A 26072-nucleotide genomic window follows, 5' to 3' on the forward strand; every position below is an offset into this window, starting at 1 on the left:
TTCCCCGCCGATTTCCGTAACAAGGTGAGGTGGCACCATTCGCGATCTCGTTGCCGTGTTCGGGGACGTCGTCGAGCGACACCCGACAGACACGAGCCTGGTCCACAACGGACGGGCTCTCACATACTCCCAACTCGGCGCGCTGGCTGGCGGGCTGGCGCGCCGGCTGGGGCCGCGACCCGGTGTCGTGGCCGTACCGGCCACCCACGACCCGGGGACGATCATCGCCCTGCTCGGCGTGTGGGCGGCCGGCGGCACCTACTGCCCGGTCGATCCCGGCTTTCCGGCCCTCCGCCGCGAAGGCATGCGCGCCGCCGCCGGCTGCCGGGTGACGCTGAGCGCGGCCGACCTTCCCGTCGACACCGGGACAGCGCCGCCGACCGAGCACCGCGGCTGGCACCCACTCGCGCCGGTCGACCCGGATGACGCCGCGTACGTCCTGTTCACCTCGGGTTCCACCGGTACGCCGAAGCCGGTGGCCATCCCGCACCGGGCGCTCGCCGCCGCCGTGCCCGGCCTGCACGACCTGTTCGGCCTCACCCCGGCCGACCGGGTGCTCCAGTTCGCGTCGTTGAACTGGGACACCAGTTTCGAGGAGATCCTGCCCACCCTGGTCAGCGGGGCCACCCTCGTCATCGACGACGAGACGCACACCGGTTCCTTCCCGCGTTTCCTGCGCGCGGTGGCCGCCCAGCGGATCACCGTGCTGGACCTGCCGACCGCCTTCTGGCACGAACTGGTGCACCACCTCGTCGAGTCGGACACCGGCCTGCCGCCCAGCGTCCGGCTCGTCGTCATCGGTGGTGAGCCGGCGAGCCCGGCCCGGCTGGCCGACTGGTGCCGGCTCGACACCGGCCGGGTCCGGCTGCTCAACACGTACGGCTGCACCGAAACCACGATGATCACGCACGCGGTGGACCTGGCCGGACCGGCCGGGGCGGTCGAGGCGGTCGGGACGCCGGTCCCGATCGGTCGGGCGCTACCGCACGTGCGGGAACGGCTCACCCCCGACGGTGAGCTGTTGATCGGCGGCCCGGCCGTGGCACTGGGCTACCGCGGCCTGCCGCGGGAGACCGCCGACCGGTTCCGGTTGGACGACGACGGCTCCCGCTGGTTCGCCACCGGCGACCGGATGCGACGCCTCCCGGACGGCACCCTGCTGCCCGTCGGGCGGCTCGACGACCAGGTGAAGATCCGTGGAATCCGGGTCGATCCGGCCGAGGTGGAGGTCCGCGTCGCCGAGCATCCGACGGTCGCCGCGGTCGCGGTGGTCGGGGTACCGGTGGCCGGACGCACCGCCCTCACCGCGTACGTGGTCCCCCGCGCCGGGGCCGAGACGACCGATCTCGACCTGGAGATCATCCGCTTTCTCGGTGACCGGGTCCCCCGGCACCTCGTACCCAGCCGGGTGTCCATCGTCGCGGAACTCGTCCACACGGCGAGCGGAAAAGTCGACCGGGCGGCGACGCACCGGCGGCACACCACGCACCGGGTCAAGGAGGTCCTACATGAGCATCGATGACATCTCGGCGATCTTCCGGAGGGTGCTGGAGATCCCGGACATCGGTCCCGAGTCCGACTTCTTCGCCGTCGGCGGGGACTCCCTGCTGGCCACCCGGGTGCTCAGCGCCATCGCTCGCCGGTACGGCGTGGAGTTGTCCTTCGACGACTTCCTGCTGGCACCCACGCCCGGCGCCCTGGCCACCCGGATCACGGGCGGGCACCGATGAGGGTGGTCGTGGTCGGTGCCGGACTGGCCGGGCTGACCGCGGCGTCCGGCCTGGTGGAAGCCGGTTTCGAGGTCACCGTGCTGGAGGCACGGGACCGGGTGGGTGGGCGCACCCACGGCGTCGAGGTGGCACCGGGAAGCTGGGTCGACGCCGGCGCGGCGTACCTCGGCGGCCAGCACACGGCGCTGCTGGCCCTGCTGGACCGGTTGGGCCTGAAGACCGTGCCGACCACCGTCACCGGCGACAGCCGGTTCGCCCTCGGCGCGGGCACCGGGACCCGGCCGGGCCGGTTCCCGCCGCTGAGCGCGGTCGCCCTCGGTGACCTTTTCGACCAGCTCGACGACCTGGCCCGCCGGGTCCGGGTGGACGCGCCGTGGCTGACACCGGACGCCGCCGAGCTGGACACCCGGACCGCCGCCGACTGGGCCCAACGCAACCTCACCCACCCGGACGCCCGGCTGTTCTTCCCGTTGTTCCTCGGCGAGATGATGGCCGCTGACCCGGCCGACGTCTCGGTCCTGCACATGGCGTTCTACCTGAGATCCGGCGGTGGACTGAGCTATCTCAACGCGTTCGAGGGCGGTGCGCAGGACAGCCGGGTCGACGGCGGCGCGCACCAGGTGTGCGAGCAGCTCGCCGCCCGGCTGGCCGGTCGGATCCGGCTCACCACGCCGGTACGCGCCATCCACCAGGACGCCGACGGCGTGACGGTGCACACGGCCGGCGGACCGATCCGGTGTGCCGCGGTGGTGGTGGCGGTGCCGCCCCTGCTGGCCGACGCCATCGAGCACCGGCCGGCGCCGCCGGTCAACCGGGCCGGTGACCGCACCGCGCCCGGATGCGCGGTGAAGGTGCAGCTGATCTATCCGCGCCCGCTGTGGCGGGAACACGGCCTGTCCGGCTGGTCCGTCAGTGCCACCGGTCCGCTGCTGTCCACCGTGGACGACTCACCCCCGGACGCCGGGGTGGGCGTGCTCACCGGGTTCGTCACCGGCGCCGAGGCGCACCGGTTCGCCGCGCTGCCGGCCGCGGAGCAGCGGGCCGAGGCGACGGCGCAGGCTGTCCGGCTCTTCCCCGGCCTGGCGGCGCCACTGCGGATCGAGATCACGGACTGGGTGTCGGCGCGGTACAGCCGAGGCTGCTATGCGGCCCTGTTCGGCCCCGGCGACTGGGTCCGGCTGGGGCCGCGACTGACCACCCCGCACCTTCGGGTGCACTGGGCCGGCACCGAAACCAGCACCGCCTACTTCGGCCTCATGGAAGGCGCCATCCGCTCGGGTCACCGGGCGGCCGCCGAGATCCGCCTCCGTACCGACCTGTCCGGGAGATCGCGATGAGCGACGACGAGACCACCTCCATCACCCCGCTGGCCGCCCGCCGGGCGTTCATGACCGAGCCCGATCTGGGGGCCGGGAACTTCCTGCAGTACGCGCTGGACGCCAACCCGCACCGGGCCGTGCCGTTCGTGTTCAGCCACCACACCGATCACCGCGGCCAGGTCGTGCTGCGCGGACACAGCCTGAACGACCTGGCCCGGACGCGCGACCGGTACGCCCGCTGGTACTGGTCGACCGGCGTCCGACCGGGCGAGCCGGTGGGTGTCGTGATCGCCGAGGGTCTGGAACCACTGCTGCACTTCCTCGCGCTGACGGCGCTCGGCGCCATCCCGGCGATGGTCAACGACGCCATGCGGCCGGACGTCATGCTGCGCTACCTGGACCACGTCGGTGTGGTGGGGGTGGTGGCCGACGACACCACAAGGCTGGCGGCGGCGTACCGGTCGGCGCCGCACCGCCGGCCCCGGTTCCTCGCCCTCACCGCCGAGGTGCAGGCGTTCGACGCCGACACGGCGCGCCTGCCGGAGCGGTACCCGCACCAGCACGACCCGGCCGACGTCGTGGCCCTCATCCACTCGTCCGGCACCACCGGCACCCCGAAGTCCACGATGCTCGGTCACCGCCAGTTCTGGGACGGGAAGCAGCCCCGGATGGTCCGGTTCCCGGCCGAGCCGTACGACCGGTTGATGTCGCTGATGCCGCACACCCACGCCGGCGGGCTGAGCTACTTCCTCACCGCCGTCCTGCTCGGCCTCCCTGTCGTGGTGATGGCCGACTGGCGGCGGCCCGTGGTGGAGCCGGTGATGGAGGCGTTCCAACCCACAATGGTCGCCTCGTTCCCGCGCACCTTCGTGGAGCTGGCCACCGGCGACCTGCCCGTCAAGGGCGCCGCCCGGGTGCACTCCTGGTTCAACACCGGCGACGCGGCCCACCACGGTCACATCCGCCGGTTGGTCCAACTCGGGGAACGCCCCGCCGGCCTGATCAAGCCGTGGCTACTGCCCAGCGAGGCGGCGGCCGAGTCGGCCCTGCCGGGTTCCCAGTTCGTCGACGGCCTCGGCTCCTCGGAGATGGGGATGGCGCTGTTCGGCGGGATCACCACCCCGGAGACGCCGCGTAACGACCGGTGCGTCGGCAAACCGCTGGAGGTGGTCACCCGGGCCGCCGTGCTGGACCCGACCGGGGGCGAGGTCCCCGACGGCACCGTGGGAATGCTGGCCGTGCAGACCCCGTCCCGGACCCCGGGCTACTGGCACGACCCGCGGCTGACCAGCAGCTTCGAACTCAACGGCTACTGGCTCACCGGGGACGTGGCCCGGCGCGAGGCCGACGGCACCTTCTACCACCTGGACCGCACCGTGGACGTCATCGACACACTCGACGGTCCGGTCTACAGCCTGCCCGTCGAGGAGATCCTGCTGGCCGACTGTGCCGAGGTGGTGCGGGACTGCTCCGTGCTGGGCATTCCCGGCCCGGACGGCGGCCAGCTACCGGTCGCCGTGGTGCAGCTCCAGGCGGAGGCGACCGGCTGGTCCGCGACGGAGATCCTCGACCTGGCCAACCGGGAGTTGACCCGGGCCGGCCTCGCGTCGCTGGCCGCGGTCCGGATCGCCGAGACTCCGGCGGACTTCCCGCTGGGGCCGACCGGCAAGGTGCTCAAGCGCGAACTGCGGGCCCGTCTCGCCACCCTGCTCACCGGGCCGCCCTCGAATCCCGATGAGGCGACGGCGACCGACGCGGCCGGTCCGGCAGCCGTCGCGTCCGCCCGAGGGACGGCCGGGGTCGCCGGGTCGGCCAGCGACGCGGATGACGCCGACGGCCGGGTCGAGACACCGCTCGCCGCCGCCGGCACCGCCTGAGCGGCCGGAAGCACGGAAGCGCCGGTGCGGGGTTCCGCACCGGCGCTTCCGCGTACCGCTCGGGACGTGGCCGGAGCATCCGCGTGGCAGGCGGGCCGTGGCCGGCGCCGCCGCCGTGGTCAGTCGGCGCGCACCCAGGACCGGGTGAGTGCCTGCACCGCGGCACCGTCCGGGTCGGCCAGCTTGCGCGACACGTACTCCCGCGCCCACGCGCTGGTCTGGATCCGGAACGCCGGGCGCTCCTCGGTCAGCACCCGCAGCACCACCTCGGCGACCTCCGCCGAGGTCTGCGCTCCGGCCACCGCGCCGGAGCGCACGTAGTCACGGTAGGCGCGGAAGGCGGTCGCGTACGGTCCGGCGGTCGCCAGCAGCTCCGCCGGGTCGATCCGGGCGTTGGCCACGAAGGCGCTGTCCAGTACTGCCGCCGGTTCGATCACCGACACCGTGACGCCGACCTCGGCGGCGACCGGGGCCAGCCCCTCCATGAACCCCTCGACCGCGAACTTCGCCGCCGAGTACGCCTCGTTGAACGGCTGACCGATCACGCCCCGGACGCTGCTGATGGTCACCAGCCGCCCCCGGGCGAACCGCAGGTGCGGCAGGGCCGCACGACTCATCGACACCACCCCGAAGAAGTTCACCTCCATGTTGGCCCGGATGACCGCCATGTCGTTGCGTTCCAGGGTGTGCCCGGCATTGGCGATGCCGGCGTTGTTGACAAGCGCGTCGAGCCGGCCATGGGTCCGCACCACGCCGGCCACACAGTTCGCCACCGAATCGGGGTCGGTGACGTCGAGCCGCCGGACGTCGAGCCGTACCCCGTCGGCGGCCGCGCGCAGCGACGCCGCGTCCGCCGGATCGCGGACCGTACCGACGGTGACGAAGCCGGCGCGGGCGGCGGCCAGGGCCGTGGCCCGCCCGATGCCCGACGACGCCCCGGTGACCAGCACCGTACGACCCTCAGGGGCGGCCATCGGCGGTCCCCTCCCGCTCCTCGGCCGCGGCCCGGTCCAGCATCGGCTGCACCGGCGCCAACGGCAGGTAGGCGGACAGCCCGATCACCGTGCCACCGATCATCGTGGCGGTCACCGCGGTCCGGATGTCGACGTGCGCGGCGAGCAGCGACACCACGACGCCGCCGAGGAACGCGCTGACCGGGATGACGCCCCAGGTGACGGTCCGGTAGGCCGCGTAGATGACGGCCTGGTCGGCCACCGGCATCCGGGCCTGCCGCACCGACTGGCTGCAGATGTTGTACCAGGCGAAGAAGAACAGGTACGAGGTGAGCGTCGCGGCCAGCACCACCACCGCGGGTGCGACCGCCGTGAGCAGGATGCCCAGGCCACACAGCGAATGCAACGGCATCGCCCAGGACATCACCCGGGCCGGGCCCAGCCGGCGGCTGACGGCCGGGGCCACCAGGGCACCGATCACCGCGCCCACCGCGGCCACCGTCATGATCGTGCCGAAGGCACCCACCGACAGGCCGAGTCCCTGGTACGCGAGCACGGGCAACTGGGTGACGAAGATCGGTCCGCCGATGTTGGCCAGCAGGGTCCCCGCCGTGCACCGGCGCAGGACCGGGTCCCGCCAGTTCTGCCGGATGCCTACCATGAGCCTGACCCGGAGCCCTTCGGTGCGCGCCGGCTTGGCCCCGGTCGGTCGCATCGCCAGCAGGCAGACCGCCGAGAACAGATAGGTGGCCGCGTCGACAACCAGCGCCGCCACGCCGAGCCCCCGGTAGAGCCCGCTGCCGATGGCCGGACCGCCGACCTCCGCCGCCATCCGGCTGGTCTCCAGCCGCGAGTTGGCCCGGACCAGTTCGGTGCGCGGCACGATCACGGTAAGTGTCGGCACGTACCCGATGTTGAAGAAGACGGTCGCGGCGCTGATCACCACGACGCAGCAGAAGAGCAGCGGGACGGAGAGGAAACCCTGCCAGTACGCCACCGGGATGGCCGCGATGGCCACGAACCGGACCAGGTCGCAGGCGATAAGCATGCGACGCAGGTCCCACCGGTCCGCCAACACCCCGGCGACCAGGCTGAGCACCGGGATGGCCAGGTACTGCGCCATGCTGATCAGGCCCACCTGAAAGGCCGACGCCCCCATCGCGAAGATCATCAGGGTGGGGATGACGAACAGCGTGATCCGGTCCCCGACGTTGCTGACCGTCTGCCCCGCCCAGAGCAGCCCGAACTGCCGACCCAGCCGGCTGTCCGACCTGGCCGCAAGGGCCGCCGCCGAGCCGTTCACCAGACCCACCGTTCGATCGCGACCGCGGGACTCCGCTGCACTACGTTCCTCGCGCTCACTAGACCCACCGTCCGTTCGCGACTGCGGGACTCCGCTGCGCTAAGTTCCTCGCGCTCACCGGGCGCGCCGGATCAGGTTCGCGACCTTTCCCGTCCGCTCGTTGGCGACCAACCGGTCCACCACGGTGACCGACAACGCGTCCGGGTTCCGCTGGAAGACGATGCTCGGCCCGAACCCGGAGCCGAGCAGGTGCGACCGGACCCGGTCGGCGAGATCCGGCGCGGCGTCCCGCCGCGGCTGTACCAGCACCTCCAGCAAACCACCCCGGTCGGCGTACTCGGTGACGACGAGCTGCGCCCGGGCCACCCCCGGTCGCGCGCACACGTCGTCGACAAGGTCCGCGACGTTCACCAGGTGACCACGGAACTTCACCAGCCCGTCCCGCCGACCCAACACCCGGACCGCCCGGCCGGGACGACCACAGGAACAGCCCACGAACCGACCCGCGTCGCCGGTGCGGTACCGCAGCACCGGGTTGAGGCCGGTCGGGTTCAGTGCGGTGAAGTCGAGGAACTCGTCGTCGTCAACACAGACGAGCTGGGACGGGAGCGGATGCCAGGTGTCGGCGGCGCAGTCCGGTGTGTTGGTGGCCACCACCCAGGTCTCGGTGCTGCCGAACATCCCCCAGCGGCGGGCGTCCGGGGCGACCGCGCGCAGGTCGTCGTCCAGCCGCGGGTCCCACGCCTCGCCCAGCCAGAGCACCGTCCGCAGGTCGGGCAGCTTCACCCCGGCGTCGCTGGCGTGCCGGAACAGCAGCGCCAACACGCTCGGGGTGCCGCCGATTCCGGTCACCCGCTGGGCGGCGAAGAAGTCCAGCCACGGGTCGTACTCGGTCGCGGCCAGCGCGCCCAGGTTCATCGCGGTGCAACCGACGTGGTCCAGGTAGGCGTTGACCAGGAAGTGCGCCCCCCACATCTTGCCGGCACTCCACCCGTTGACGAACACGTCGTCACGGTCCAACGGCCGCCAGTGGTCGTGGACCTCCCGCATGTAGAGGCCGGTGGGCGCGTAACCGAGCTGTGGCGCGCCGGTGCTGCCGCCGCTCTGGAACACCCAGGTGGCGCCGTCGGCGGCGCGCGGGCGCAGGTGCCGCAACGCCACCTGCAGGTCGTCCTTCGTCATCACCGGTACGCCGGCGAGGTCGGCGAGCCCTCGTACGGCGCCCGCGCCGGCGTACCGCTCGGTCAGCTCGGGCACCGTACGCAGATCCGCCAGCAACCGGCGCACCCGGTCCAGCCCGGCGGGATCCAGTTCCGGTACGAGAAATTCGGCCATCGGGTCAGCTCCCTGCTCGCGTCGGTTCGGACACCACCGGCCGGTCGGACAGCCAGGTGGCGTGGGCCCCCCGGTACGCCTCGAACCGGGCCCTGATGATCGAGTACTGGATCGCCGTCTCGCCGCCGCCGTCGGGGGCGATGGCACCATCGGTCTCGATCTCGGAGAACCAGAACCGGGTGCCGTCGTGCAGGAAGTCGGCGCAGAAGTACGGGATGCGCAGGCGGTCGGCGAAGTAGCCGACGGCGTCCGCCAGCTCCGCCGGCATCGGCACGTAGCCCATGGTGCCGCCACGGCTGCCGCTGGAGACCGGCGAGTCGCCACGCGGACTGCGCCGCAGTACCGCGCGCGGTTCACCGTCCACCACATAGACCCGGTAGTCGCTGGTGCCGGCGCCCAGGTAGGGCTGGCAGACAAGCGTCGTCTCGCCGCCCTGGGCCAGGCTGACCAGGCCGCGCAGGTCCTCCACGTCACGGGCGACGCAGATCCCCCAGCCGGACGCCCACCCGGCCGGCTTGACGATCGCCGGGAAGGTCAGCCGCTCCAGCACCGGCTCGTACAGCCGGTGGTGCACGTCCCGGCCGCAACCGATGCGGATCGTGGGGATCGGCGGGATCGGCGCGTCCGCGAGATACCGGTACGTCGCCAGTTTGTCGTTGACCACACCGGACAGTCGGGGTGGCGCCGGCAGGTAGAAACCCGAGTTCTCCAAGACGGCGTAGACCGCGTACTGGTTGAACACGTCCATTCCCTGGTACGGCAGCGAGTAGAGCGCGGTGATGAACACGGTGTCGGCGGGGGTGACCCGTTCACCGTCGACGAAGACCCGAGGATCCCCGGGATCCAACGCGTCCACCGCGACCGCGTCCGGGGCGTGACTGGTGAAGGCCATCCCCAACTCCGCGGCCACCCGCTCGTACGCCGTCCAGAACACGCCGCGCCACAGCGCCGCCTGACGGGTCGACTCGCGGTCGGGAAACACCCAGCAGATCCGGCGCAACGGGCCGGTGTTGTCGGTATCGGTCATGCTGCTCCTCCGTGGTCACAGTGATCCGGCACGCGGGCCTCCTCGACGACCGAGGGTGGGCGGCGCGCCAACGCGACGCTGTGGCCACGGAACTCGGCCACCACCTCCCCACCGGGCCGGCGTACCGTGACGTCGTAGAGGCCGCTCGGGCCGGACCGGGCCCGGACCGCCGCCTCCGCGATCAGTTCCTCCCCCATCCGGACCGGCCGCAGGAAGGTCACCTGGGCGCCCTGGGCGACGGTGACCGGCCCCCGCGGCGCGTTCGACGCGTACGCGAACGCGGCGTCGGCCAGCAGGAAGAGGTATCCGCCGTGGGCGAGGCCGTGCAGGTTGACCATCGTCGGGGTCACCCGCATCCGGACCCGAGCCCGCCCGGGGGCCCGCTCCTCGATGGCGATACCGAGCGCCCGGCAGGCCGGGTCTGGGCTGTCCTGATCAGTCATCTGTGCGTCACCTGTTCGAGGGGTCCGGCGGCACGTGGATCGTCACATCGTTCGCCACAGATACGATGCGGATCCGGTGCGGATCGGCCACCCACCCGCGCCCGGTGACCGTTGACGGCGCCCGACCCATGGGAGTGCCGCTCGCCCGTGCCCGGTGGCCGTTGACGCGACGCCCGGGGCAGGGCATGGTGACTGTCGATGAGCACGACGGACCAGCGGGACCGGGCGACCGGGCCGGCCAGCCCGGCCACCGGCCGCGCCCCGGGAGCCCCGAGCCTGCTCCGGGCCGTCGGGGCGGCCGTCGATCCACGGCTGACCGCCCGGTTGCGTCGGATCCGGCGGCAGGACGAACTCCTGGCCGGCCAGCTCCGTCGCGGCCACATCGCGGTGCTCGGCTTCACGCCGCACACCGGCGGCAGCACCGTGACAGCGCTGCTCGCCCGGATCTGTGCCGACCTGCGCGGACCGCGCGCCCTCGCGGTGGACGCCGATCCGGCCGGCGGGCTGTTCCACCGGCTCGGCGGCCGTCCGGGTGGCACCGCCGCCGAGGTGCTGCTCGCGCTGGGCATCCGGACGCCGGCGCCCGGGATGCCGATCCGACCGGGGCACCGCTGGTTGCGCCGGCAACTGACCGTCACGCAGACCGGTCCGTTGCTGCTCGCTGGTGATCCGGGCGCCGGACCCGCCCCGTTCACCCGGCCGGGCGAGTACGCCGCGACGCTGCCCCGGCTGCGGCGGTGGTTTCCATTGCTTGTCGTCGACACCCCGAAGGGCGCCGCCTCGCCCGCCACCTGGGAGATCGTCACGACCGCGGACCACGTCGTGGTGGTCGGGACGCCCGACCCGCACAGCCTCGACTGGCTGCGGCAGGGCATCGGTTGGCTGGTCCGGTCCACCGGGCGCTCGTCGGCCGGCCGGATCAGCTGTGCCATCGTGGATGTTCGGCGCGACGGCGGCAGCGCCGCGGCACAGCGGCGGTCCGCCCACGAGGCGGTCAGGGTACCGGTCGTGACGATCCCCTACGACCGGGCGCTGGCCCGCTCGGGGCCACTGGCCTGGCACCTGGTCGGTCTAGAGACCCGCCGCTGTGCCCGGGAACTGGCCGCCACCGTCGCGACCGCCTTGACCATCGGTCCGGTCCGCTGAGGACGCCGAACGCTAATCCGCCGGTTCGACATAGGCCAGTTGGATCAGGGTGGGCCGTCGGCCGCGCCTGATCAGTCGGCCGCGGCCGGGCGGCTGGATGGACAGGAAGGCCTGCGGCCACAGCTGCCCCTCCTGCCGCTCGCCGGACAGCAGCAGACCGGCGCACCCCACCTCGCGCATCCGCTGCGGCACCGGTTCGTGCATGGCCCGTCCGGCACCGCCGCTGCGTCGCGCGACGACCAGGTGGAAGCCCAGGTCCCGGGACTGGGACAGGAACTCCAGGAACGGCGCCAGCGGTCCGGCGCCGCCGGTCGGCAGCAGGTCGTAGTCGTCGCAGAGCACCACCACCTCCGGCCCCTTCCACCAGGACCGGTTGCGTAGTTGCTCGATTGTCACGTCGTCTGGCGGGAGCCGGTTGCGCAACTCGCCGCACACCCCGTTGACCAGTCCCTGCGCGGCCGGCGCGGTGCCCGCGTACGCGCCCAGATACGGCTCGGGCACCACGTCGAGCAGGGTGCGCCGCTGGTCGATCACCGCGAAGACCACCTGCTCGTCGGTAAACTGGCTGGTCAGGTCGTGCACCAGCAGCCGCAGCAGGGAGGTCTTGCCGCTGGCCGAGTCACCGAAGACCAGCAGGTGCTGATCAGCGCCGAACAGGTCCAGCACGGTGGATCGCAGTTCCGCCTCGTCCAGGCCCAGCCGCACCCGGCCGTCGGCCGGCGCGTGCGCGGCCACCGCGGCGTACTCGACCCGGGTCGGCAGCATCCGGATGGCCGGGGCCCGCGGGCCGCTCCAGCCGGCCGCCACCCGTTGCACCAGGTCGTCCAGGCCCTTCTGCAGGGTACGTGGATCGTCGCTACCGTCGATGCGGGGCAGCGCGACGTGTGCCGTCAGCTCCTCCTGGGTGAGACACCGCCCGGGCGTGTCGGCGCGCAGGTTCTCGGCGGCCGAGCGTTTGATCGTCGAGTCCAGCGGATCGTTGAGCCGCAGCTCGACCCGGGCACCGATCACGGCCTGCAGTTGCAGCCGCAGGTCGGCCCACCGCCCGGCGGTCAGCACCAGATGCACGGCGAAACCGAGGCCGCGGGCGCCGATGTCCTGCACGATCTCGGCGAGGTCCTCGAAGTCGGTCTTGAGCACCGGATAGTTGTCGACGACCAGCACGACATCCGCGGCGGCCAGCTCGGGCAGCCGGCCCTCCCGGTGCATCCGGCGCATCGACTCGATCGAGTCGATGCCGCGGGCGGCGAACAACTGCTCCCGCTCGGTGAGCAGTGTGCCGACCTCGGCCACCGTGCGGCGGACCCGGTCCGGGTCGAGCCGGCCGGCCACCCCGCCCACGTGCGGCAGGTCGGCCAGCGCGGCCAGCGCGCCACCGCCGAAGTCGACGCAGTAGAACGCGATGTCGTGCGGGGTGTGGGTGAGCGCCGCGCCGGCGATCAACGTACGCAGCAGGGTGGACTTGCCGGTCTGCGGCGCGCCGAGCACACAGACGTGCCCGGCGCCGCCGGCCAGGTCCAGCACGAACGGTTCTTGCCGCTGCTCGGTGGGCCGGTCCAGCAGGCCGACCGGTATGCGTAGCGCGCCGCGCTGCTCCACCCCGGTGACCGTCAACCCGTACGCCGGATCGAGTTCGACCGGACCGGTGATCGAGTCGAGCGGCACGGCGGACGGCAACGGCGGCAGCCAGATCTGCCGGGTCCGCCGCCCGTGCTCGCGCAGCCGGCGCACCACCACGTCCAGCGTGGACGGCGCGGTGGGTGCCGCCGCCGCGTCCGGCTCCGGGCCCTCGGTGGCGGTCGCGACCGGGTGGCGGGCGGATTCGCGCATGGGAAACTCGGTGGGCAGCGGTGCCGCCTCGGCCACTTCCCCGCCCGCCGGTGGCCGGTACGGCCCGGAGACGTAGGCGGCCTTGAACCGCTCGAAGACCGTCGTGTCCACTTTGAGGTAGCCCGATCCGGGCAGGGGTGGCAGCCGGTAGGCGTCCGGCACGCCGAGCACCGTGCGGCTCTCCTGCTCGTTGAACGTTCGCAGGCCCAGCCGGTACGACAGGAACGACTCGAGGCCGCGCAGCCGCCCCTCTTCCAGCCGTTGCGAGGCGAGCAGCTGGTGGATGCCGATGGACCGGCCGATCCGCCCGATGGCGATGAACAGCTCGATGAAGTCCGGCTTCGCGGTGAGCAGCTCGCTGAACTCGTCGATCACCACGAAGAGGTTCGGCAGCGGCGGCAGCGGCTGCCCGGCGTCCCGGCGGCGGTTGTACTCGGTGATGTTGGCGAGCTGCCCGGCGTCCAGCAGGATCTGCTGGCGGCGCTTCATCTCCCCCTGCAACGCGTCGCGCAGCCGGTCGACGAGGCCCGCGTCGTCGGACAGGTTGGAGATCATCGCCGCGGTGTGGGGTAGGTGTTCCAGCCCGGCGAAGGTGGCGCCGCCCTTGTAGTCGACGAGAACCAGACCCAGCCGGTCCGGCGGGTGGGTCATCACCAGGGTGAGCACGATGGTGCGCAGCACCTCGGACTTGCCCGACCCGGTGGCCCCGACGCAGAGCCCGTGCGGGCCCATCCCGTGCTGGGCGGACTCCTTGATGTCCAGCTCGATCGCGTTGCCGGCCGGACCGACCCCGAACGGCGCGGTGAGGAAGTCCGGCAGCAGCCGGGGCGCCCATCCGGCCGGTACGTCGTAGGTCGCCTCGTCCTCGATGCCGAGCAGGCTCCGGAGGTCCACCGTGGCCTCGAGCGGCGCGTCCCGCACGGCATCGGGCACCAGCCGCAGCGGGGACACCTGCCGGGCGAGTGCCTCGATCTCGGCCAGCGACACCGGGTCCGGCGTACCGTCAGTCGCTCCGCCGATCCGGGCTCGCCGGGCCCGCTCCTCGTCTCCCCGCAGGTCGGCTACCGGCCGCAGGTCCTCCACGGTGACCCGACCGGCGGCGCAGGTGACCCGGACGTCCACGTGCGACGGCTCGTCCCGCCGGTCCGGCACCAGCACCACCACCGCGATGCCGAGTTCCGCCGCCGTCAGGTCGTCCTCCAGATGCGCCAGCGGATCCGCCGCCCCCGCGGAAGCGTGGTCGGCCACGATGACCAGGCGATCCCCGCGGTAGTGATGCCGCGGACTGCCCATCCGGCGGGCCTGGCCGACCTGGGTCGCCCGCTGGTTGAACTCGTCGGCGAGGAGGCCGGCCAGTCCGGCCTGGTCGGCGGCGACCAGCCGCCGGGGCGCCGGACCGTCGAACTCGCTGGGGTGCAGGCAGTGCGGCAGCCACTTGATCCAGCCGAACTCCGGGTCCGCCGACGGACCCAGCAGCCAGGCCAGCCGGACGTCATCCGGCGCGTGCAGGGTGACCAGTTGGGCGACCATGGCCCGGACCACGTTCCGGGTGTCCGCCGGCGCGCCGACCACCGAGACCGTTCCGGTCACCGGCACGGCGAGCGGCAGTTGATCGAGAACCCGGTAGCGCTCGACGGTCAACCGAGCGGCGGCCAGAGTGATGGGGTCCAGCTCCACCAGCGGGTTGTCGCCCTCGCTCAGCCGGACCGGGCGCCACAACCGGTCCGGACCCCGCCCCACCCGCAACACCAGGAAGTCCGGGTCGGAAAGCCGACGCTCCCAGCGCCGGTGCGGGTCGCGAAGCACATCCGGCAGCACTCCCGGATCCGGGTGCCGGTGTAGCGCCGCGACCCGTTGCGCCTCCGCCGCCGCCCGCAGCTGCTCGCGTACCCGGTCGATGTAGTCCAGGTAGCGGCGGCGCTGCTGGGTGAACCGGCGGGCCGCGCCGGTCCGCTGGGCGACGAAGGCCCCGATGCCGCCGAGCACGGTGGCCGCCAGCATGCCCAGGCCCGCCACCATCATGATCGGATTCTGGTTGGCCACCATCATCAACACCATCCCGGCGCCACCCATGATGGGCAGGAACACCTGCATGACGCTGGCCAGACCACCGCCGCCGTCCGGAACCGCCGGCGGCGCCACCACCTCCAGCGGCGCCGACTCCGGCTCCCGCGGGGCGGCCGCCCGGGCCGGCCGGTGGACCACCCGTTGAGTCACTGTGCCGTCCCTCCCCGGACGAGGATGATCCGACCGACGTCGGGTCCTCGACAGCGCCGCGAAGACTTAGAGTAGTACCGATCGACACCGGTGCGAACCATCCCGGAACGGAGCGTGATGGCCAACCGATTCACTCGGGTGACCGTGGTCGCGGACGGGCGTGGCGTGGATCTGAGCCTCCCGGCGACCCGGCCGGTGCTGGAGTACCTACCGCAGGTCTGCGACCTGCTGTCGATGCCGCCACAGACGACGGGCCGGTGGACGTTGTCCACCGTCTCCGCGGGCACCCTCGACCCTCGGCGGACACTTGACGAGTGCGGCATCGCCGACGCCGACACGGTGTTTCTCTCCCCTCCCGAGGCGGCCCCGCTGCCGCCGGTGGTCGACGACGTGGTCGACGAGGTGGAGTCCCGGTTGGACGGCGACGGCAGCGAATGGACCGGCCGGTCCCGGGAGGCCGGCTGCGCCGGGTTGGCCGGGGTGGTGGTCCTCGTCCTCACCGGGGTGTTCGGCGTCCTGCCGCCGACGGCCACCGTGGCGCTCGGGCTCGCCGTGGTGGCGACCGTCGCGGTCCTGCTCGGTCGGTGGCTCGTCGGGACCGGAGGAGCGTGGCTGATCGGCGCCGCGGTGCCCGCGTGGTTGGTGGTCGCCGGCACGGCGGTCGCCGCGGCCGGATGGGGTCGACCGGCCGCGCTGGCCGCCGCCCTCGCCGGTGCCGGCGCGGGGGCGACGGCGTTCGCGTTGGCCGGCCCCCGATGGTCGCCGCTGGTCGCCGCCGGAGTTCCGGTCGCGACGCTGGGCGCGCTGGCCACCGGTCTGTTCGCGGGCGGTTTGGCTCCGGAGCGGGTGGCCGCCGTCGGCGCGGTGGTCCTGGTCTTCGCGGTCGGCCTGGCGCAGCAGGCGGCGCTCGGCTCGTCCGGCCTGGTCCGCCTGATCCGGGAACAGGAGGACGGCAGGTGGGTGGCCCGCGACGACGTGGGCGCGGCGGTGCGCCGGGGCCAGGGCGTGCTGACCGGTGCGCTGCTCGGTGTCGCCGTGCTCGCGTGCTGCACGTGTGCTGTGCTCGCCGCGTCCGGCCAGGGACCGGCCGGCGCGCTGGCCCTCGTGTTGGGCGTGGTGTTCGCCCTGCGCGCCCGCTTGTTCACCCGCACCTGGCAGGTCGTGCCGATGCTGCTGCCGCCGGTGACGGTGGCCGCGGTCGGCGTGACCCTCGGGCCATGGCAGCTGGCGTCGACCGGGGACGGCGCGGCCCTGATGGCCGCCGTCGGCGCGCTGCTGCTGGTCGGTGTGCTGGTCGGGGCCGGACGGGCACGGATGGACGAGGTCGCCGCGGCGCGCCTGCGTCAGCTGCTCGACATGCTTGAGATGCTGGCCGTGGTGGCACTCGTGCCGCTGGTGATCGCCGTGTTCGGCGGCTTCGACTGGGCACTTCGCTGATCCAGCCTGTCCGGTTCCACGCGTACCACCGCCACCTCAGGCAACGCCCGTTGGCGTCGCTGCTCGGCAAGCAGGTCCGCGATCGTGCTCACCGCCCAGACCCCGACCAGGAGCAGGGCGCCGATCACCAGGCTCGCGATGATCGCCGCGTACGGGCGGCGTAGCTCGCGCGGGCCGCGCCGGGAACCGTGCAACAGCGCCGCGAGCGCGGTGGTGGTTCGCAGGCCGTGCGCCTGGACCACCACCTTGTCCTTGCTGTCAGCCATCCCGGACCGCCGACTCGCCGATCTCGTCGGTGTCGGTGTCGGTGTCGGTGTCGGTGTCGGTGGACAGCGTGATGCTGCGGGCCACCGCCACGATGAGGTCGGCGAGCACCGGCTCCATCTCGGGATGCGGCGTGGCGGCGCTCAACACCGCCGTCCACGTCGTGCCGGTCAGCGGCAGGAACAGTTGGAACACGGCGGACCGCACCCGGGTCGACGCGCCGGGCGGCACGGTGGAGGCGGTGTCCCGGTGCAGCAGCGCCGGTCCCTGCGGTGTCTCCACCTCCTCCACGGTTCCGGTGCTGGGCAGTGCCTCCCGGGCGAGCCGCAGCCCAGCCGGCTCCGGCGCGGCGTCGAACCAACCGAGGTGCAGGCCGGCGCTGCCGACACCGCCGGTCGACAGCCGGCCGAGCTGGATCATGCTGAGCGCGGCGCCGGCGCGTTGGCAGTCGGCCACCAACTGCTCGACGAAGCCGAGCACCTCCCGCCGCTCGGCGGCCCGCAGTCTGCGCCCCGCGAACCGGTCGTCCACCAGGCGTTCGGCGTTGCGCTGCCAGGATCCCGGGTTGGTGTCCAGCACCGCCCAGTCGTTCGGGACGCCGATCAGCCACTCGAACGGCGGGTGTGGAGCGTTCGGATTGAGCGCCAGATCGTCGGCCGGCAGCGGATCGAGCACCGGTGCGTCGCTCATGCGTCACCCCTCACTCGGGCGCAGCGCCTCGGCGACCTGCGTGTCGAACTCGGCGACCAGCTTGCCGATGGCCTGGGACAACCCGCCCCACTTGCCGATGTTGTTTGTCAGTTCGAGCAGGCTGGTCTTCCATTCGTCGCGGAAGCCCTCGATCGCGTTCTGGATGTCGGCCTGGTCATCGGCGAGGCCGGCACAGTCCACCGCGCCCCGGCTGCTCTCCTGGAGCCGTTCGCTGAGGTGCGTCAGGTTCTGCCCCAGGCTGATCAACGTCGCGTACGGGTACTGAACGTAGGTCACGGGACCACCTCCGATCCGGTCAAACCAACTTGAAGTCGTCGAGCACGCCCGTCCACCAGGCACCGTCGACGAGCGCCTCCGGATCGAGGGAACGCAGCCCGCCGAGCGTCTCGTCCACGGTGTCCAGGTACACCCGCTGATCCACCAGACCCTCCTCGGCGCCGTCGTAGAGCTGGTGCAGTCCGGCCGCGCGGAGCAGGAACTCGATGAAGAAGTCGGCCCTGGTGTTGACCAGGGTCACCTCTCGCTCCGCCCGGTGCGAGGCGTAGATCCGTGCGTCGGCACCGCGCACGCAGATGTCGTACTCGCCGTTCCATCCCGACCCGAACGCCACGGCGGGACCGAGTCCGGGCAGCGTCGTGGCGGTGAGCGGGGCGGCGGCGAAGAGGAACCCCGCCTCGGTGGGGAGCCCGACCTCGCCGAGCAGCCGGTGCGCGTCCGTCGGCACTCCGAGACCTTCGAGGTGCTCCAGCGGAAAGACGCGCACCTGCGAACTGCCCCACATGGCGACGACCTCGTCGTGGTTCACACTCACGTACCCGCTCCTGACGTCTTGGCACCCGCGCCGCCGAACAGCTTATCGAAGAGAGCCTTTCGAGCCTCGTTGCCGCGGGCCCGGGAGGCGGCGTCACCGTACTCGAAACTCCAGGTCACCTTGGCGTTGGGGAAGGTTTTCTCGATGAACCGTTTGCAGCCGGCGGCCTCGGTCGGGATTATGCACGGCTCCAACTCGGAGTAGATTCGCCTGACGTCCGCGGGCTTGACACCCAGGGCCTCCAGTTCCTTCCAGATGACCCGCTCCGAGTGTGTTCCGAGCCGGCTCCACCTGACGTCACTGAGCACCCGCTTGCCGTTGCTGACGTACTCGAAGATCGCGCCGTTGCGCATGCTCTGCGGATCGGGCAGGTTGCGGCGCGCGGCCAGCACCGCCTTGCCCAGCTTCCCGGTGCCGTACGCCACCTGTCCGCCGCGCATCGCGCCCATGCCGAGCCGGGCCAGCTTTCCCACCCCGGGTAGCAGGTTCAACCCCACATCGATCAGGATCGTCTTCAGGCTGCCCTCACCCGTCGCGTAATACACCGACAGATCGATCGCCGAGGCCGCCAACGCCGTACCGATCGCCAACGGGACCATCACCGGCGCCAGCACCGGAATGAACGACAACAACCCCGCCACCAACGACACGATCTTCAACGCGCCGGACAACTTCTTCAGCAGTTCCTTGTTGTCCCGCACGAAATTGGTGAACTGACCCTTCAGATCCCACCACTTCGGGTTCTCGGTGAACCGCATCCCCTTCGCCTCGTTGATGACCCGCACACAGTCCCGCACCGCCGCCGCATGCTCTCCCCGCAACCCGTTCGCCTGCGCCACACACGCGTCCCACTCCCGCTGCGCCCGCGCCAACGCCACCCCCGCCGCCGCACCATCCGACCGATACGAATCCGGCCCGGCCGCACCCGCCGGCCGATCCGCCACCTCCCGCTCATGCGCCGCGTCCGCCTCCGCCGCCCGCTCCACCCGACCCCGCGCCGCCCGCACCGCCTCCCACAACCCCGGCGCCCGCGCCGCCACCGGCCCCATCCGCTCCTGCACCGACTCCAACACCCCCGCGAAGGTCGTCAACCCACCCGCCACCTTCGCGTACGCATCCCCCGTAATCCGCAAATGCCGCGGCATGTCCCGGTTCAACCCCGCCCGGAACTCATCCCCCTCCGGACCCACGAACCCACCCGTGTCCAACCCGGTGATCTGCCCCGCCGCCTCCACCGCCGCCGAGCCGAACCCCGACCACCGCCCCGCCGACGCCCGGATCGACCCCGCATCACCCTCGACCCGGAACAACCCCGCCGGAAACTCCGCCATCGCCCGCCTCCGTGTCCGCGTGTCTCACCACCGGCCGGGTCGGCTGCGCCTGACCCGGCCGGCGTCCGCCTCGTCGCTCAGCCCTGCAGCGTGCCGCGGACCTGGCCGCGCATCTCCTGCACCGACGTGGTCGTCTGGCCCAGCGCCTGCTTGACCGAGTCCAGGATCTGTTTCACAGTCGCCGCGGCGCCGTCCCACTGGGCCTGGATGCCGTGATAGATCTCCATCTCGTCGCCGTCCCAGTTGGACTTGACCCGGGAGACGAAGTTCGACAGGTCATCCAGGCTCGCCTGTACGCCGTTGGCCACGGAGGCGATGTCCCCCTGCGCCGAACCAGCCGTCGACTCGTCGTAACTGAACACATCCGACATGACCGCACACCCTCCCCGTCAGCCGCGGAACTTCGCGCTGTCCCAGTTGGCCGACCCCATCGTCTGCTGCAACTGGCTCGTCTGCTCCGAGTGGTACGTGTCGTACAACTGACCGGCCGATCCCACCCGCTGCTTGATATCCGTGAGGGACTTGTTGAGGTCAGCCATCGCCTGGTTCCACCGCTGGGTCAACTGGTCCCACGACTGGAACGCCGCACCCTTCCACACGCCGGGCAGCGGCTCGATGGCCGCGAGGAACGCCCGTGCCTGTGTGTTCAGCGCCGCCACCGACTGGTCCAGGTTCGACGAGTGCTGGTTGACCGCGTTGTCCGTGATCGAAAATTTGGTACCCATCGACGCCTCCCTACGTCACGACCGGTGCTCATGGAACCACATACGGACAACATGTCGAGGCGGTTCATCCCGCCCCCATACATCCAGACATGGGGATGTGAGGATTTTTGGATGTTCGGCCAGTGCCCCCGGCCGAAGGTTGCTGTTCGGATGCCAGGGACCGGTATTTGCCGATCGACAAAGGAGGGACCGTGCGCACACCATCCCGTGCGTCCGCGGGGACCGCCGCCATCCTGATGGCGGCCGCACTCGTGCTCGTCGCCGGATCCGGCGGGCAGGCAGCACCCGGGACACCGGACCAGGCACCGCCCGGCGAGTTGCGGATCGACGACTCGACAAGCAAGACCAAGGACAACCGGACGGGCCGGCTCGCGCCCACGGCCGGGCAGCGGGAACGCGCCGCCGCGGTCGGCGCGCGAACCCGGTGGACCAGCCTCGGCACGCCCTCGACGCTCGCCTCGACCGGCCGGCCACTCGCCACCGGCCTCCCGAAGGACCCGGTCCGCGGCGCGCGGGCCTACATCGACGCCAATCGGGAACTGCTGGGCCTGACCACCCGTGCGGTCGACGCGCTGGAGGTGCTGACCGTGGCGCCGATGGGTGCCGGCGCGACGGTGCTGTTCCGGCAGAAGTTCGGGGACCTGCCCGCCGCCGTGGACGGCACCATGGCCGTCGGCATCCGCGACGGGTCGGTCTGGCACGTCAGCTCCTCGCTCGCGCGGGACGCCGTACCCCCGGAACCCGCGACCCTGTCCGCCGCGGACGCCGAACGGGCCGCGCTCGCCGATGCCCAACGAGCCGGGGCGAAGGTCATCCGCACCCGACTGGTGGCCGTCCCCACCCCGGACCGGGGCGCCCGGGCCGCGTACGAGGTGGTGCTCGGCGCCGACCTCAGTGGCGACGACCCGGCCGCCTACTCGACCTACGTGGACGCGCGGGACGGCACCGTCCTGGTCCGCGAGAACCTGGTCGACGCCCACGCGGACAACCCGCAGTGGGACGTCTTCCCCAGCTCGCCACGGACCGACTACTCCTCGGTCGACACCCGGTCCCGGTGGTGCTTCGCCCCCGCGCCCGGCTGCGACGAGGTGGTCGGCACGCCGGCCTCACCGGCCCCCTGGGACGTCGACCCGGCGACGGGGACGTCCACCCAGACCACGAACGGCAATAACGCCATCGGCGTGCACAACTGGCACAGCAACGACGCGTTCAGCGTCGGCACCGAGACGGCGACGCCGCGGGCGGACCGGAACTACAGCTACCCCTGGACCAACCAGTGGCACGAGCACAAGTGTGACCCGGCCGTCTTCGATTCACCACAGCGCAACGACATCGACGCGGCACGGGCGAACCTGTTCGGCATGCACAACCGGATGCACGACTGGTCGTATCACCTGGGCTTCACCGAGGCCACCTGGAACATGCAGCGGGACAACTTCGGCCGCGGCGGTCTCGGCGGCGACCCGGAACAGGGCAACGCCCAGGCCGGCGGCGTCAGCGGCGGCCCACCCGGATTCGAGGCGCGGGACAACGCCAACCAGATCACCTTCGGTGACGGCATCGCCCCCATCACCAACATGTACCTGTGGCAGCCGATCGCCGGCTCCTTCTACGCCCCGTGCGTGGACGGTGACTACGACATGTCCGTGATCGCCCACGAGTACGGCCACGCCATCACCAACCGCATGATCGCCGGTCCGGACGCCGGGCTCAGCTCACCGCAGGGCATGAGCGAGAGCTGGTCGGACCTGCTGGCCATCGAGTACCTGTACGAGCACGGGTACGCCGCGCCGGGCCGCCAGGGCGTCACCATCGGTGAGTACGCCACGGGCGACAAGGTCGCCGGCATCCGCAACTACAACATGAGCGTCAGCCCGCTCAACTACAGCAGCGTCGACTACGACTTCGTCGGGCTCCAGGTGCACGCCTCCGGCGAGCTGTGGAGCGCCACCAACTTCGACATCCGTGCCGCGATGATGCAGCGGTACGGGGCCGGTAACGCGGCGCTGCAGAAGTCCTGCGCCAACGGCACCACGCCGGTCACCGCCTGCCCGGGCAACCGCCGCTGGATCCAGCTCGTGTTCGACTCGTTCCTGCTCATGTCGGTCAGCCAGGTGAGCATGGTGGACGCCCGAGACGCGCTGCTCGCCGCCGACCAGGTGCGGTTCGGCGGGGCGAACCAGGATCTGCTGTGGAACGCGTTCGCCAGGCGTGGCCTCGGCGAGGCCGCTGCCAGCACCGGTCACACCGACGCCAACCCGACACCCAGCTTCGCCTCGCCGCACGCCAAGGAAGCGACCGTGTGGTTCCTCCCGCTGGGTGACCGCGGCTTCGTGCCGGACGCCGAACTGTTCGTGGGCCGGTACCAGGCCCGGGCGGTGCCGGTCGCGGACACGTCGTCGGCCACCCCGCTGACGGGCACGGTCAAGCTGGTGCCCGGCACGTACGAGTTCGTGGCCCGCGCGCCGGGGCTCGGCCTGATCCGCAGCGGTCCGGTCACGGTCAGGGCCGGGCAGTTCCGGCCGCTGCCGATGGTGATGCTGCGCAACCTGGCCTCCACCGCCTCCGGCGCGACGGTCAGCGGCGACGGGGTCAACCTCGACAAGATCGCCGACGACGACGAGGCGACCAACTGGGCCTCGCTGGGCAGTCCGGTGGCCGGCAAGCAGGTCACCGTCGACCTGGCCGGTGGGAGCCAGCAGGTACGCCGGGTTCAGGTCAGCGCGATGCTGCGGCCGCCGATCTCCGGCGACCCGGACGGCGCCAGCCAGAACCGGTTCTCCGCACTACGCCAGTTCAAGGTGCTGGCGTGCACCGCCTCGAAGGGAGTGACCTGCGCCGACGGCAAGGACTTCCGGCACGTCTACACCAGTCCGGCCGACGCGTTCCCGTCCGGCAAGCCCCGGCCACGAGCGCCGGAGCTGATCATTCGGTCGTTCGACATTCCGCGTACGAGCGCCACCCACCTGCGCGTCGAGGTGGTGACCAACCAGTGCACCGGCGCCCCGGCGTACGCGGGTGAACAGGACAACGACCCGCGGGCCAACACCGACTGCAGCACTGCCAGCGTCCAGGCGAACAACGTTCGCATAGCCGAGTTCCAGGCGTTCTCGTACTAGCGTCCGCCGTCTGCGGGGCGGGTGGGCCGAGGTCGGCCCGCCCGCCCCGCCACGTCGGGTCGTTGTCGCGCAGGGTGTCGGGTTCTATGCTGAGCGTGACGTGGCACCGCCGACGGTCGCCCGAAGCGGGCCGTCGGGACCGCGTCGCAGCTTCGGCGCAGCACTCGTGCCGCCCACCGAATCCAGCCCGAGGACGCGATGGAACTGCACCGAAACGACCGCAACGGTCGCAAGCTGGCCTACATCGGCTCCGGCTACGGCACGGCGAGCCTGCTCCTGGGCGGGTTGTTCGCCCTGGTCGGCGGCCGAGCGACAGTCGTGTCGCTACTACTCTGCGTGTCCGGCGGGTTCTTCCTTCTCATCGGGTTCTACCTGTACCTCTGCACCCGGCGCCGGTTCCGTCTCGTTCTCGACCACGCCGGCGCCGTGGTCCACGCCGGTACCTGCGACTTCGAGGGACCCTGGACGGACGTCGACGCCGTGACCCTCGAGACGGTGGCACTGCCCCACGCCACGGACCACGTCCTGGTGCTGTGGTTACCGGACCGGGTGCCGACACGGCGGAAGCCCCGCTTCCCCGGCCCCGACGGTCGCCGGGGCCACCGCCTCATCACCCTGGAGGAGTTGGTGGAACCACCCGAGCTGGTGCGGGCCGCCCTCGAACGGTACGCCGGGCCGAGGTTCCGGACCCTGACCCGCGCCTGATCGCGGCCGGCCGCGATCAGGCGCCGCCGCCCGGCGGTGGCCCGATACGCTCTCGAACGGCCGCGACGCAGCGGGAGGTACACGTGAACGACGGGGCGGACCCGACCGCGTTCAGCGTCGGAACGGCGCCGCGGTGAAGAGCGCCGCCCGCGAACTGCTCGAATCCGCCTGGGCGGGTGTCCGGGCCGGCGTGGTCGAGGCGGTGCCGCGCACGGAGCGGGACAGGTTCGAGGAGACCGTGCTCGACCTGCTCTCCAGCACGCCAGCCGGACAGCCCACCGCACCCTGGTACGCGGAACCGGGCGGCATCCGGGATCCACACGAGACCTTCCTGGGGATCGGCGTCGCCGCCGCCACCCGGTTGGCCACGCACGCGCCCACCGACCCGGAGTTCCTCGCCTCCGTCGTCGCGCTGCCGTGGTTCGACCCCGCGCTGCTCGGCTCCAGGGCCCCGCTGGCCGCCCGTCCAGCACCGCTGACCTGGCCTGCGGCAATGGTGCTGGCCATGGTGCCGGCCAGCGGGCGGCGGTACGACAGCACGGTTGAGGACGGCGAGATTCCGTACCTGCGGCACCTCGCCGCGCTGCCACCGCTGCTGCGGGCCGCGGTCATCATCGAACGGCACCTCGCGGGTGAGATCTCCCGGGATCTCGTCCGCCGCCCCTTCGCCGTTCGGGCGTTCGACAAACGACAGGTGGCGACGCTGGCGGCGGGAATCCCGGCCGACCTACTGCCGGCCGCCCCACCCGTTGCCGGCGCACCACCACCCCCACCACCGCCCCCCATCGGCAGCCCACCCGAAGCGATCGCCCTCCTCGCGCGGGACAGGTTCCCGAGGTTCGGCTCGTACCGGATGAGCGTCGACGGCGACCCCGGGTACGTCGTCAGGGCCCGGGAACTGGTCTACGTGGTGCGGTGGGACGTTCCGCCCGAGAAGATCCACCGGCACGAGCCGCCGATCAGCGTGCCCGGAGACCGGCAGGCGGTCGCCTACCGGGAACCGGGCTGGATCGTCGATCGGGCGGGCCGGACGGTGGACGCGGTCGACCTGTGGCTCTCCCCTGTCGACTCACACATTGATTCTTGTCGTCTATATCCGCTGCCTCCCGGCTGGCGGCTGGGAATGCGCCCTCCCATCGGTGACGGCCTCGCCCTCGATATCGGCGAACTGATCCCGCCACCCGCCCGACCCAGGCTGGCCGCCGTCCTCGACGAGGTCACCCGGCGCTACGCTGGCACGCTTCGAACGGAGCGCTGGCCCGACCACCTGGTCGCCTGGCGGGTTGCCCGGCACGCGGTGTGGACCCTCGCGGGGACCGGCTACGACGACGCACCGGTGCTGGGCGCCGCGCTCCTCACCGCCCGCGGCATGGCACCCGGGGACACCCTCGTCGACGAGGCCTCCGGGTTGTGGCGGTCGGAGTCAGGAACCATCGCTCGCGCCGCCCGAGCCGCCGAGGACGAGCAGTACGGTGCGGGCGTGACGCGCCGGGTGGCCCGTCTCGCCGGTGCCCCGGTCGCGGTTCGAGCCGTGGCGATCGCCGACGCGCGCGCCCGGGCGAGCGTGGAGACCGACCTCTTCGGCAGCACTCCGCAGGCTCGTCGCGACGAACTGTCGGCCCTCGCGACAGTGGCCGACGACCTGCCCGGACTGCGGGAGACGTCATAACCCCCCGGGCCGACGGGGGACCAGCGTCGGTCCCCGTTCCGGGAGGTCGCACCCTTGGAGAAATAATCCCGGGAGCGTGTCGGATCGGGCCACCAACGTTCGTAGCAGGGATTGACGGCG

Annotated in this window: 22 protein-coding genes; 9 read left to right on the top strand and 13 right to left on the bottom strand. The window is 72.1% G+C overall.

What is annotated here, in order from left to right; genetic code table 11:
• The first annotated feature begins 55 nt into the window (after positions 1–55).
• From ACFQUZ_RS16280 to ACFQUZ_RS16295, 4 genes are read left to right on the top strand one after another with little or no spacing between them, the layout of a single operon-like run.
• The gene (locus ACFQUZ_RS16280; protein WP_377442915.1) at positions 56–1522 is read left to right on the top strand and encodes an amino acid adenylation domain-containing protein; all 1467 of its coding nucleotides are present in this window, start codon (positions 56–58) and stop codon (positions 1520–1522) included.
• Positions 1509–1730 carry an acyl carrier protein gene (locus ACFQUZ_RS16285; protein ID WP_377442917.1) on the top strand — a complete coding sequence of 74 codons (222 nt, stop codon included), beginning with the start codon at positions 1509–1511 and terminating at the stop codon, positions 1728–1730. Before ACFQUZ_RS16280 ends, ACFQUZ_RS16285 begins: the two co-directional genes overlap by 14 nt.
• The gene (locus tag ACFQUZ_RS16290) at positions 1727–3067 is read left to right on the top strand and encodes a flavin monoamine oxidase family protein (protein ID WP_377442919.1); all 1341 of its coding nucleotides are present in this window, start codon (positions 1727–1729) and stop codon (positions 3065–3067) included. Before ACFQUZ_RS16285 ends, ACFQUZ_RS16290 begins: the two co-directional genes overlap by 4 nt.
• Entirely contained in the window at positions 3064–4926 is a 1863-nt protein-coding gene (locus ACFQUZ_RS16295; protein ID WP_377442921.1) for a class I adenylate-forming enzyme family protein, read from the top strand. Before ACFQUZ_RS16290 ends, ACFQUZ_RS16295 begins: the two co-directional genes overlap by 4 nt.
• A 119-nt stretch (positions 4927–5045) precedes the next feature.
• Here ACFQUZ_RS16295 and ACFQUZ_RS16300 read toward each other — a convergent pair whose 3' ends face one another.
• The 5 genes from ACFQUZ_RS16300 to paaI all read right to left on the bottom strand — a co-directional run bounded on the left by ACFQUZ_RS16300 (position 5046) and on the right by paaI (position 9987).
• Complete coding sequence (locus ACFQUZ_RS16300; protein WP_377442923.1) at positions 5046–5900, bottom strand: SDR family NAD(P)-dependent oxidoreductase; 855 nt, start codon at positions 5898–5900, stop codon at positions 5046–5048.
• Positions 5887–7182 carry an MFS transporter gene (locus tag ACFQUZ_RS16305; protein ID WP_377442925.1) on the bottom strand — a complete coding sequence of 432 codons (1296 nt, stop codon included), beginning with the start codon at positions 7180–7182 and terminating at the stop codon, positions 5887–5889. Before ACFQUZ_RS16305 ends, ACFQUZ_RS16300 begins: the two co-directional genes overlap by 14 nt.
• Before the next feature lie 114 nt (positions 7183–7296).
• Positions 7297–8517 carry an AMP-binding protein gene (locus ACFQUZ_RS16310; RefSeq protein WP_377442927.1) on the bottom strand — a complete coding sequence of 407 codons (1221 nt, stop codon included), beginning with the start codon at positions 8515–8517 and terminating at the stop codon, positions 7297–7299.
• Positions 8518–8521: 4 nt separating this feature from the next.
• Positions 8522–9544 (bottom strand): RimK family alpha-L-glutamate ligase, encoded by a 1023-nt coding sequence (locus ACFQUZ_RS16315; RefSeq protein ID WP_377442929.1) that lies wholly within the window; start codon positions 9542–9544, stop codon positions 8522–8524.
• Positions 9541–9987, bottom strand: a complete 447-nt coding sequence (gene paaI, locus ACFQUZ_RS16320) for a hydroxyphenylacetyl-CoA thioesterase PaaI (protein WP_377442931.1) — start codon at positions 9985–9987, stop codon at positions 9541–9543. Before paaI ends, ACFQUZ_RS16315 begins: the two co-directional genes overlap by 4 nt.
• A gap of 198 nt (positions 9988–10185) precedes the next feature.
• Between paaI and ACFQUZ_RS16325 the strand changes: the two genes are divergently transcribed.
• A complete protein-coding gene (locus tag ACFQUZ_RS16325; protein WP_377442933.1) occupies positions 10186–11133 on the top strand; it encodes a MinD/ParA family protein in 948 nt (315 codons plus the stop codon).
• 12 nt (positions 11134–11145) lie between these two features.
• On the opposite strand, the gene eccCa is transcribed toward ACFQUZ_RS16325, so the two are convergent.
• Positions 11146–15180 carry a type VII secretion protein EccCa gene (gene eccCa / locus ACFQUZ_RS16330; RefSeq protein ID WP_377442934.1) on the bottom strand — a complete coding sequence of 1345 codons (4035 nt, stop codon included), beginning with the start codon at positions 15178–15180 and terminating at the stop codon, positions 11146–11148.
• Positions 15181–15297: 117 nt separating this feature from the next.
• On the opposite strand from eccCa, the gene eccD reads away from it, so the two are divergent.
• On the top strand, positions 15298–16617 hold the full coding sequence (gene eccD, locus ACFQUZ_RS16335; RefSeq protein ID WP_377442936.1) for a type VII secretion integral membrane protein EccD: 1320 nt from the start codon (positions 15298–15300) through the stop codon (positions 16615–16617).
• Here eccD and ACFQUZ_RS16340 read toward each other — a convergent pair.
• The 7 genes from ACFQUZ_RS16340 to ACFQUZ_RS16370 form a co-directional block, all read right to left on the bottom strand.
• Positions 16524–16883, bottom strand: coding sequence for a hypothetical protein (locus ACFQUZ_RS16340; protein ID WP_377442938.1), 360 nt, complete (start codon positions 16881–16883; stop codon positions 16524–16526). The genes eccD and ACFQUZ_RS16340 overlap by 94 nt on opposite strands.
• Positions 16876–17571 carry a hypothetical protein gene (locus tag ACFQUZ_RS16345; RefSeq protein ID WP_377442939.1) on the bottom strand — a complete coding sequence of 232 codons (696 nt, stop codon included), beginning with the start codon at positions 17569–17571 and terminating at the stop codon, positions 16876–16878. Before ACFQUZ_RS16345 ends, ACFQUZ_RS16340 begins: the two co-directional genes overlap by 8 nt.
• A 3-nt stretch (positions 17572–17574) precedes the next feature.
• Positions 17575–17868 carry a hypothetical protein gene (locus ACFQUZ_RS16350; protein WP_377442941.1) on the bottom strand — a complete coding sequence of 98 codons (294 nt, stop codon included), beginning with the start codon at positions 17866–17868 and terminating at the stop codon, positions 17575–17577.
• Positions 17869–17887: 19 nt separating this feature from the next.
• Entirely contained in the window at positions 17888–18403 is a 516-nt protein-coding gene (locus ACFQUZ_RS16355) for an SUKH-4 family immunity protein (RefSeq protein WP_377442943.1), read from the bottom strand.
• On the bottom strand, positions 18400–19734 hold the full coding sequence (locus ACFQUZ_RS16360; protein WP_377442944.1) for a nucleic acid/nucleotide deaminase domain-containing protein: 1335 nt from the start codon (positions 19732–19734) through the stop codon (positions 18400–18402). The genes ACFQUZ_RS16355 and ACFQUZ_RS16360 overlap by 4 nt, the downstream gene beginning before the upstream one ends.
• Before the next feature lie 77 nt (positions 19735–19811).
• A complete protein-coding gene (locus ACFQUZ_RS16365; protein ID WP_377442946.1) occupies positions 19812–20105 on the bottom strand; it encodes a WXG100 family type VII secretion target in 294 nt (97 codons plus the stop codon).
• 18 nt (positions 20106–20123) lie between these two features.
• Positions 20124–20459: a WXG100 family type VII secretion target gene (locus ACFQUZ_RS16370; protein WP_377442948.1), complete on the bottom strand. Its 336-nt coding sequence runs from the start codon at positions 20457–20459 to the stop codon at positions 20124–20126.
• Positions 20460–20650: 191 nt separating this feature from the next.
• Here ACFQUZ_RS16370 and ACFQUZ_RS16375 point away from each other — a divergent pair, with 191 nt between their 5' ends.
• The 3 genes from ACFQUZ_RS16375 to ACFQUZ_RS16385 all read left to right on the top strand — a co-directional run bounded on the left by ACFQUZ_RS16375 (position 20651) and on the right by ACFQUZ_RS16385 (position 25952).
• Positions 20651–23578: a M36 family metallopeptidase gene (locus ACFQUZ_RS16375; protein WP_377442950.1), complete on the top strand. Its 2928-nt coding sequence runs from the start codon at positions 20651–20653 to the stop codon at positions 23576–23578.
• A 198-nt stretch (positions 23579–23776) separates the two neighbouring features.
• Positions 23777–24283, top strand: coding sequence for a hypothetical protein (locus ACFQUZ_RS16380; protein WP_377442952.1), 507 nt, complete (start codon positions 23777–23779; stop codon positions 24281–24283).
• A gap of 133 nt (positions 24284–24416) precedes the next feature.
• Positions 24417–25952, top strand: a complete 1536-nt coding sequence (locus tag ACFQUZ_RS16385; protein WP_377442954.1) for a hypothetical protein — start codon at positions 24417–24419, stop codon at positions 25950–25952.
• Positions 25953–26072 lie beyond the last annotated feature (120 nt).

The sequence above is a fragment of the Plantactinospora sp. GCM10030261 genome, from assembly GCF_042666615.1.
Taxonomy (GTDB): domain Bacteria; phylum Actinomycetota; class Actinomycetes; order Mycobacteriales; family Micromonosporaceae; genus KBS50.

Bases quoted from the DNA above. Each gene is read 5' to 3' on its own strand.
- ACFQUZ_RS16380 (WP_377442952.1), top strand. From the start codon at position 23,777: ATGGAACTGCACCGAAACGACCGCAACGGTCGCAAGCTGGCCTACATC.
- ACFQUZ_RS16360 (WP_377442944.1), bottom strand. From the start codon at position 19,734: ATGGCGGAGTTTCCGGCGGGGTTGTTCCGGGTCGAGGGTGATGCGGGG.
- ACFQUZ_RS16295 (WP_377442921.1), top strand. From the start codon at position 3,064: ATGAGCGACGACGAGACCACCTCCATCACCCCGCTGGCCGCCCGCCGG.
- ACFQUZ_RS16290 (WP_377442919.1), top strand. From the start codon at position 1,727: ATGAGGGTGGTCGTGGTCGGTGCCGGACTGGCCGGGCTGACCGCGGCG.
- ACFQUZ_RS16310 (WP_377442927.1), bottom strand. From the start codon at position 8,517: ATGGCCGAATTTCTCGTACCGGAACTGGATCCCGCCGGGCTGGACCGG.
- ACFQUZ_RS16340 (WP_377442938.1), bottom strand. From the start codon at position 16,883: ATGGCTGACAGCAAGGACAAGGTGGTGGTCCAGGCGCACGGCCTGCGA.
- ACFQUZ_RS16345 (WP_377442939.1), bottom strand. From the start codon at position 17,571: ATGAGCGACGCACCGGTGCTCGATCCGCTGCCGGCCGACGATCTGGCG.
- ACFQUZ_RS16315 (WP_377442929.1), bottom strand. From the start codon at position 9,544: ATGACCGATACCGACAACACCGGCCCGTTGCGCCGGATCTGCTGGGTG.
- ACFQUZ_RS16365 (WP_377442946.1), bottom strand. From the start codon at position 20,105: ATGTCGGATGTGTTCAGTTACGACGAGTCGACGGCTGGTTCGGCGCAG.
- ACFQUZ_RS16285 (WP_377442917.1), top strand. From the start codon at position 1,509: ATGAGCATCGATGACATCTCGGCGATCTTCCGGAGGGTGCTGGAGATC.
- ACFQUZ_RS16370 (WP_377442948.1), bottom strand. From the start codon at position 20,459: ATGGGTACCAAATTTTCGATCACGGACAACGCGGTCAACCAGCACTCG.
- ACFQUZ_RS16325 (WP_377442933.1), top strand. From the start codon at position 10,186: ATGAGCACGACGGACCAGCGGGACCGGGCGACCGGGCCGGCCAGCCCG.
- paaI (WP_377442931.1), bottom strand. From the start codon at position 9,987: ATGACTGATCAGGACAGCCCAGACCCGGCCTGCCGGGCGCTCGGTATC.
- eccD (WP_377442936.1), top strand. From the start codon at position 15,298: ATGGCCAACCGATTCACTCGGGTGACCGTGGTCGCGGACGGGCGTGGC.
- ACFQUZ_RS16300 (WP_377442923.1), bottom strand. From the start codon at position 5,900: ATGGCCGCCCCTGAGGGTCGTACGGTGCTGGTCACCGGGGCGTCGTCG.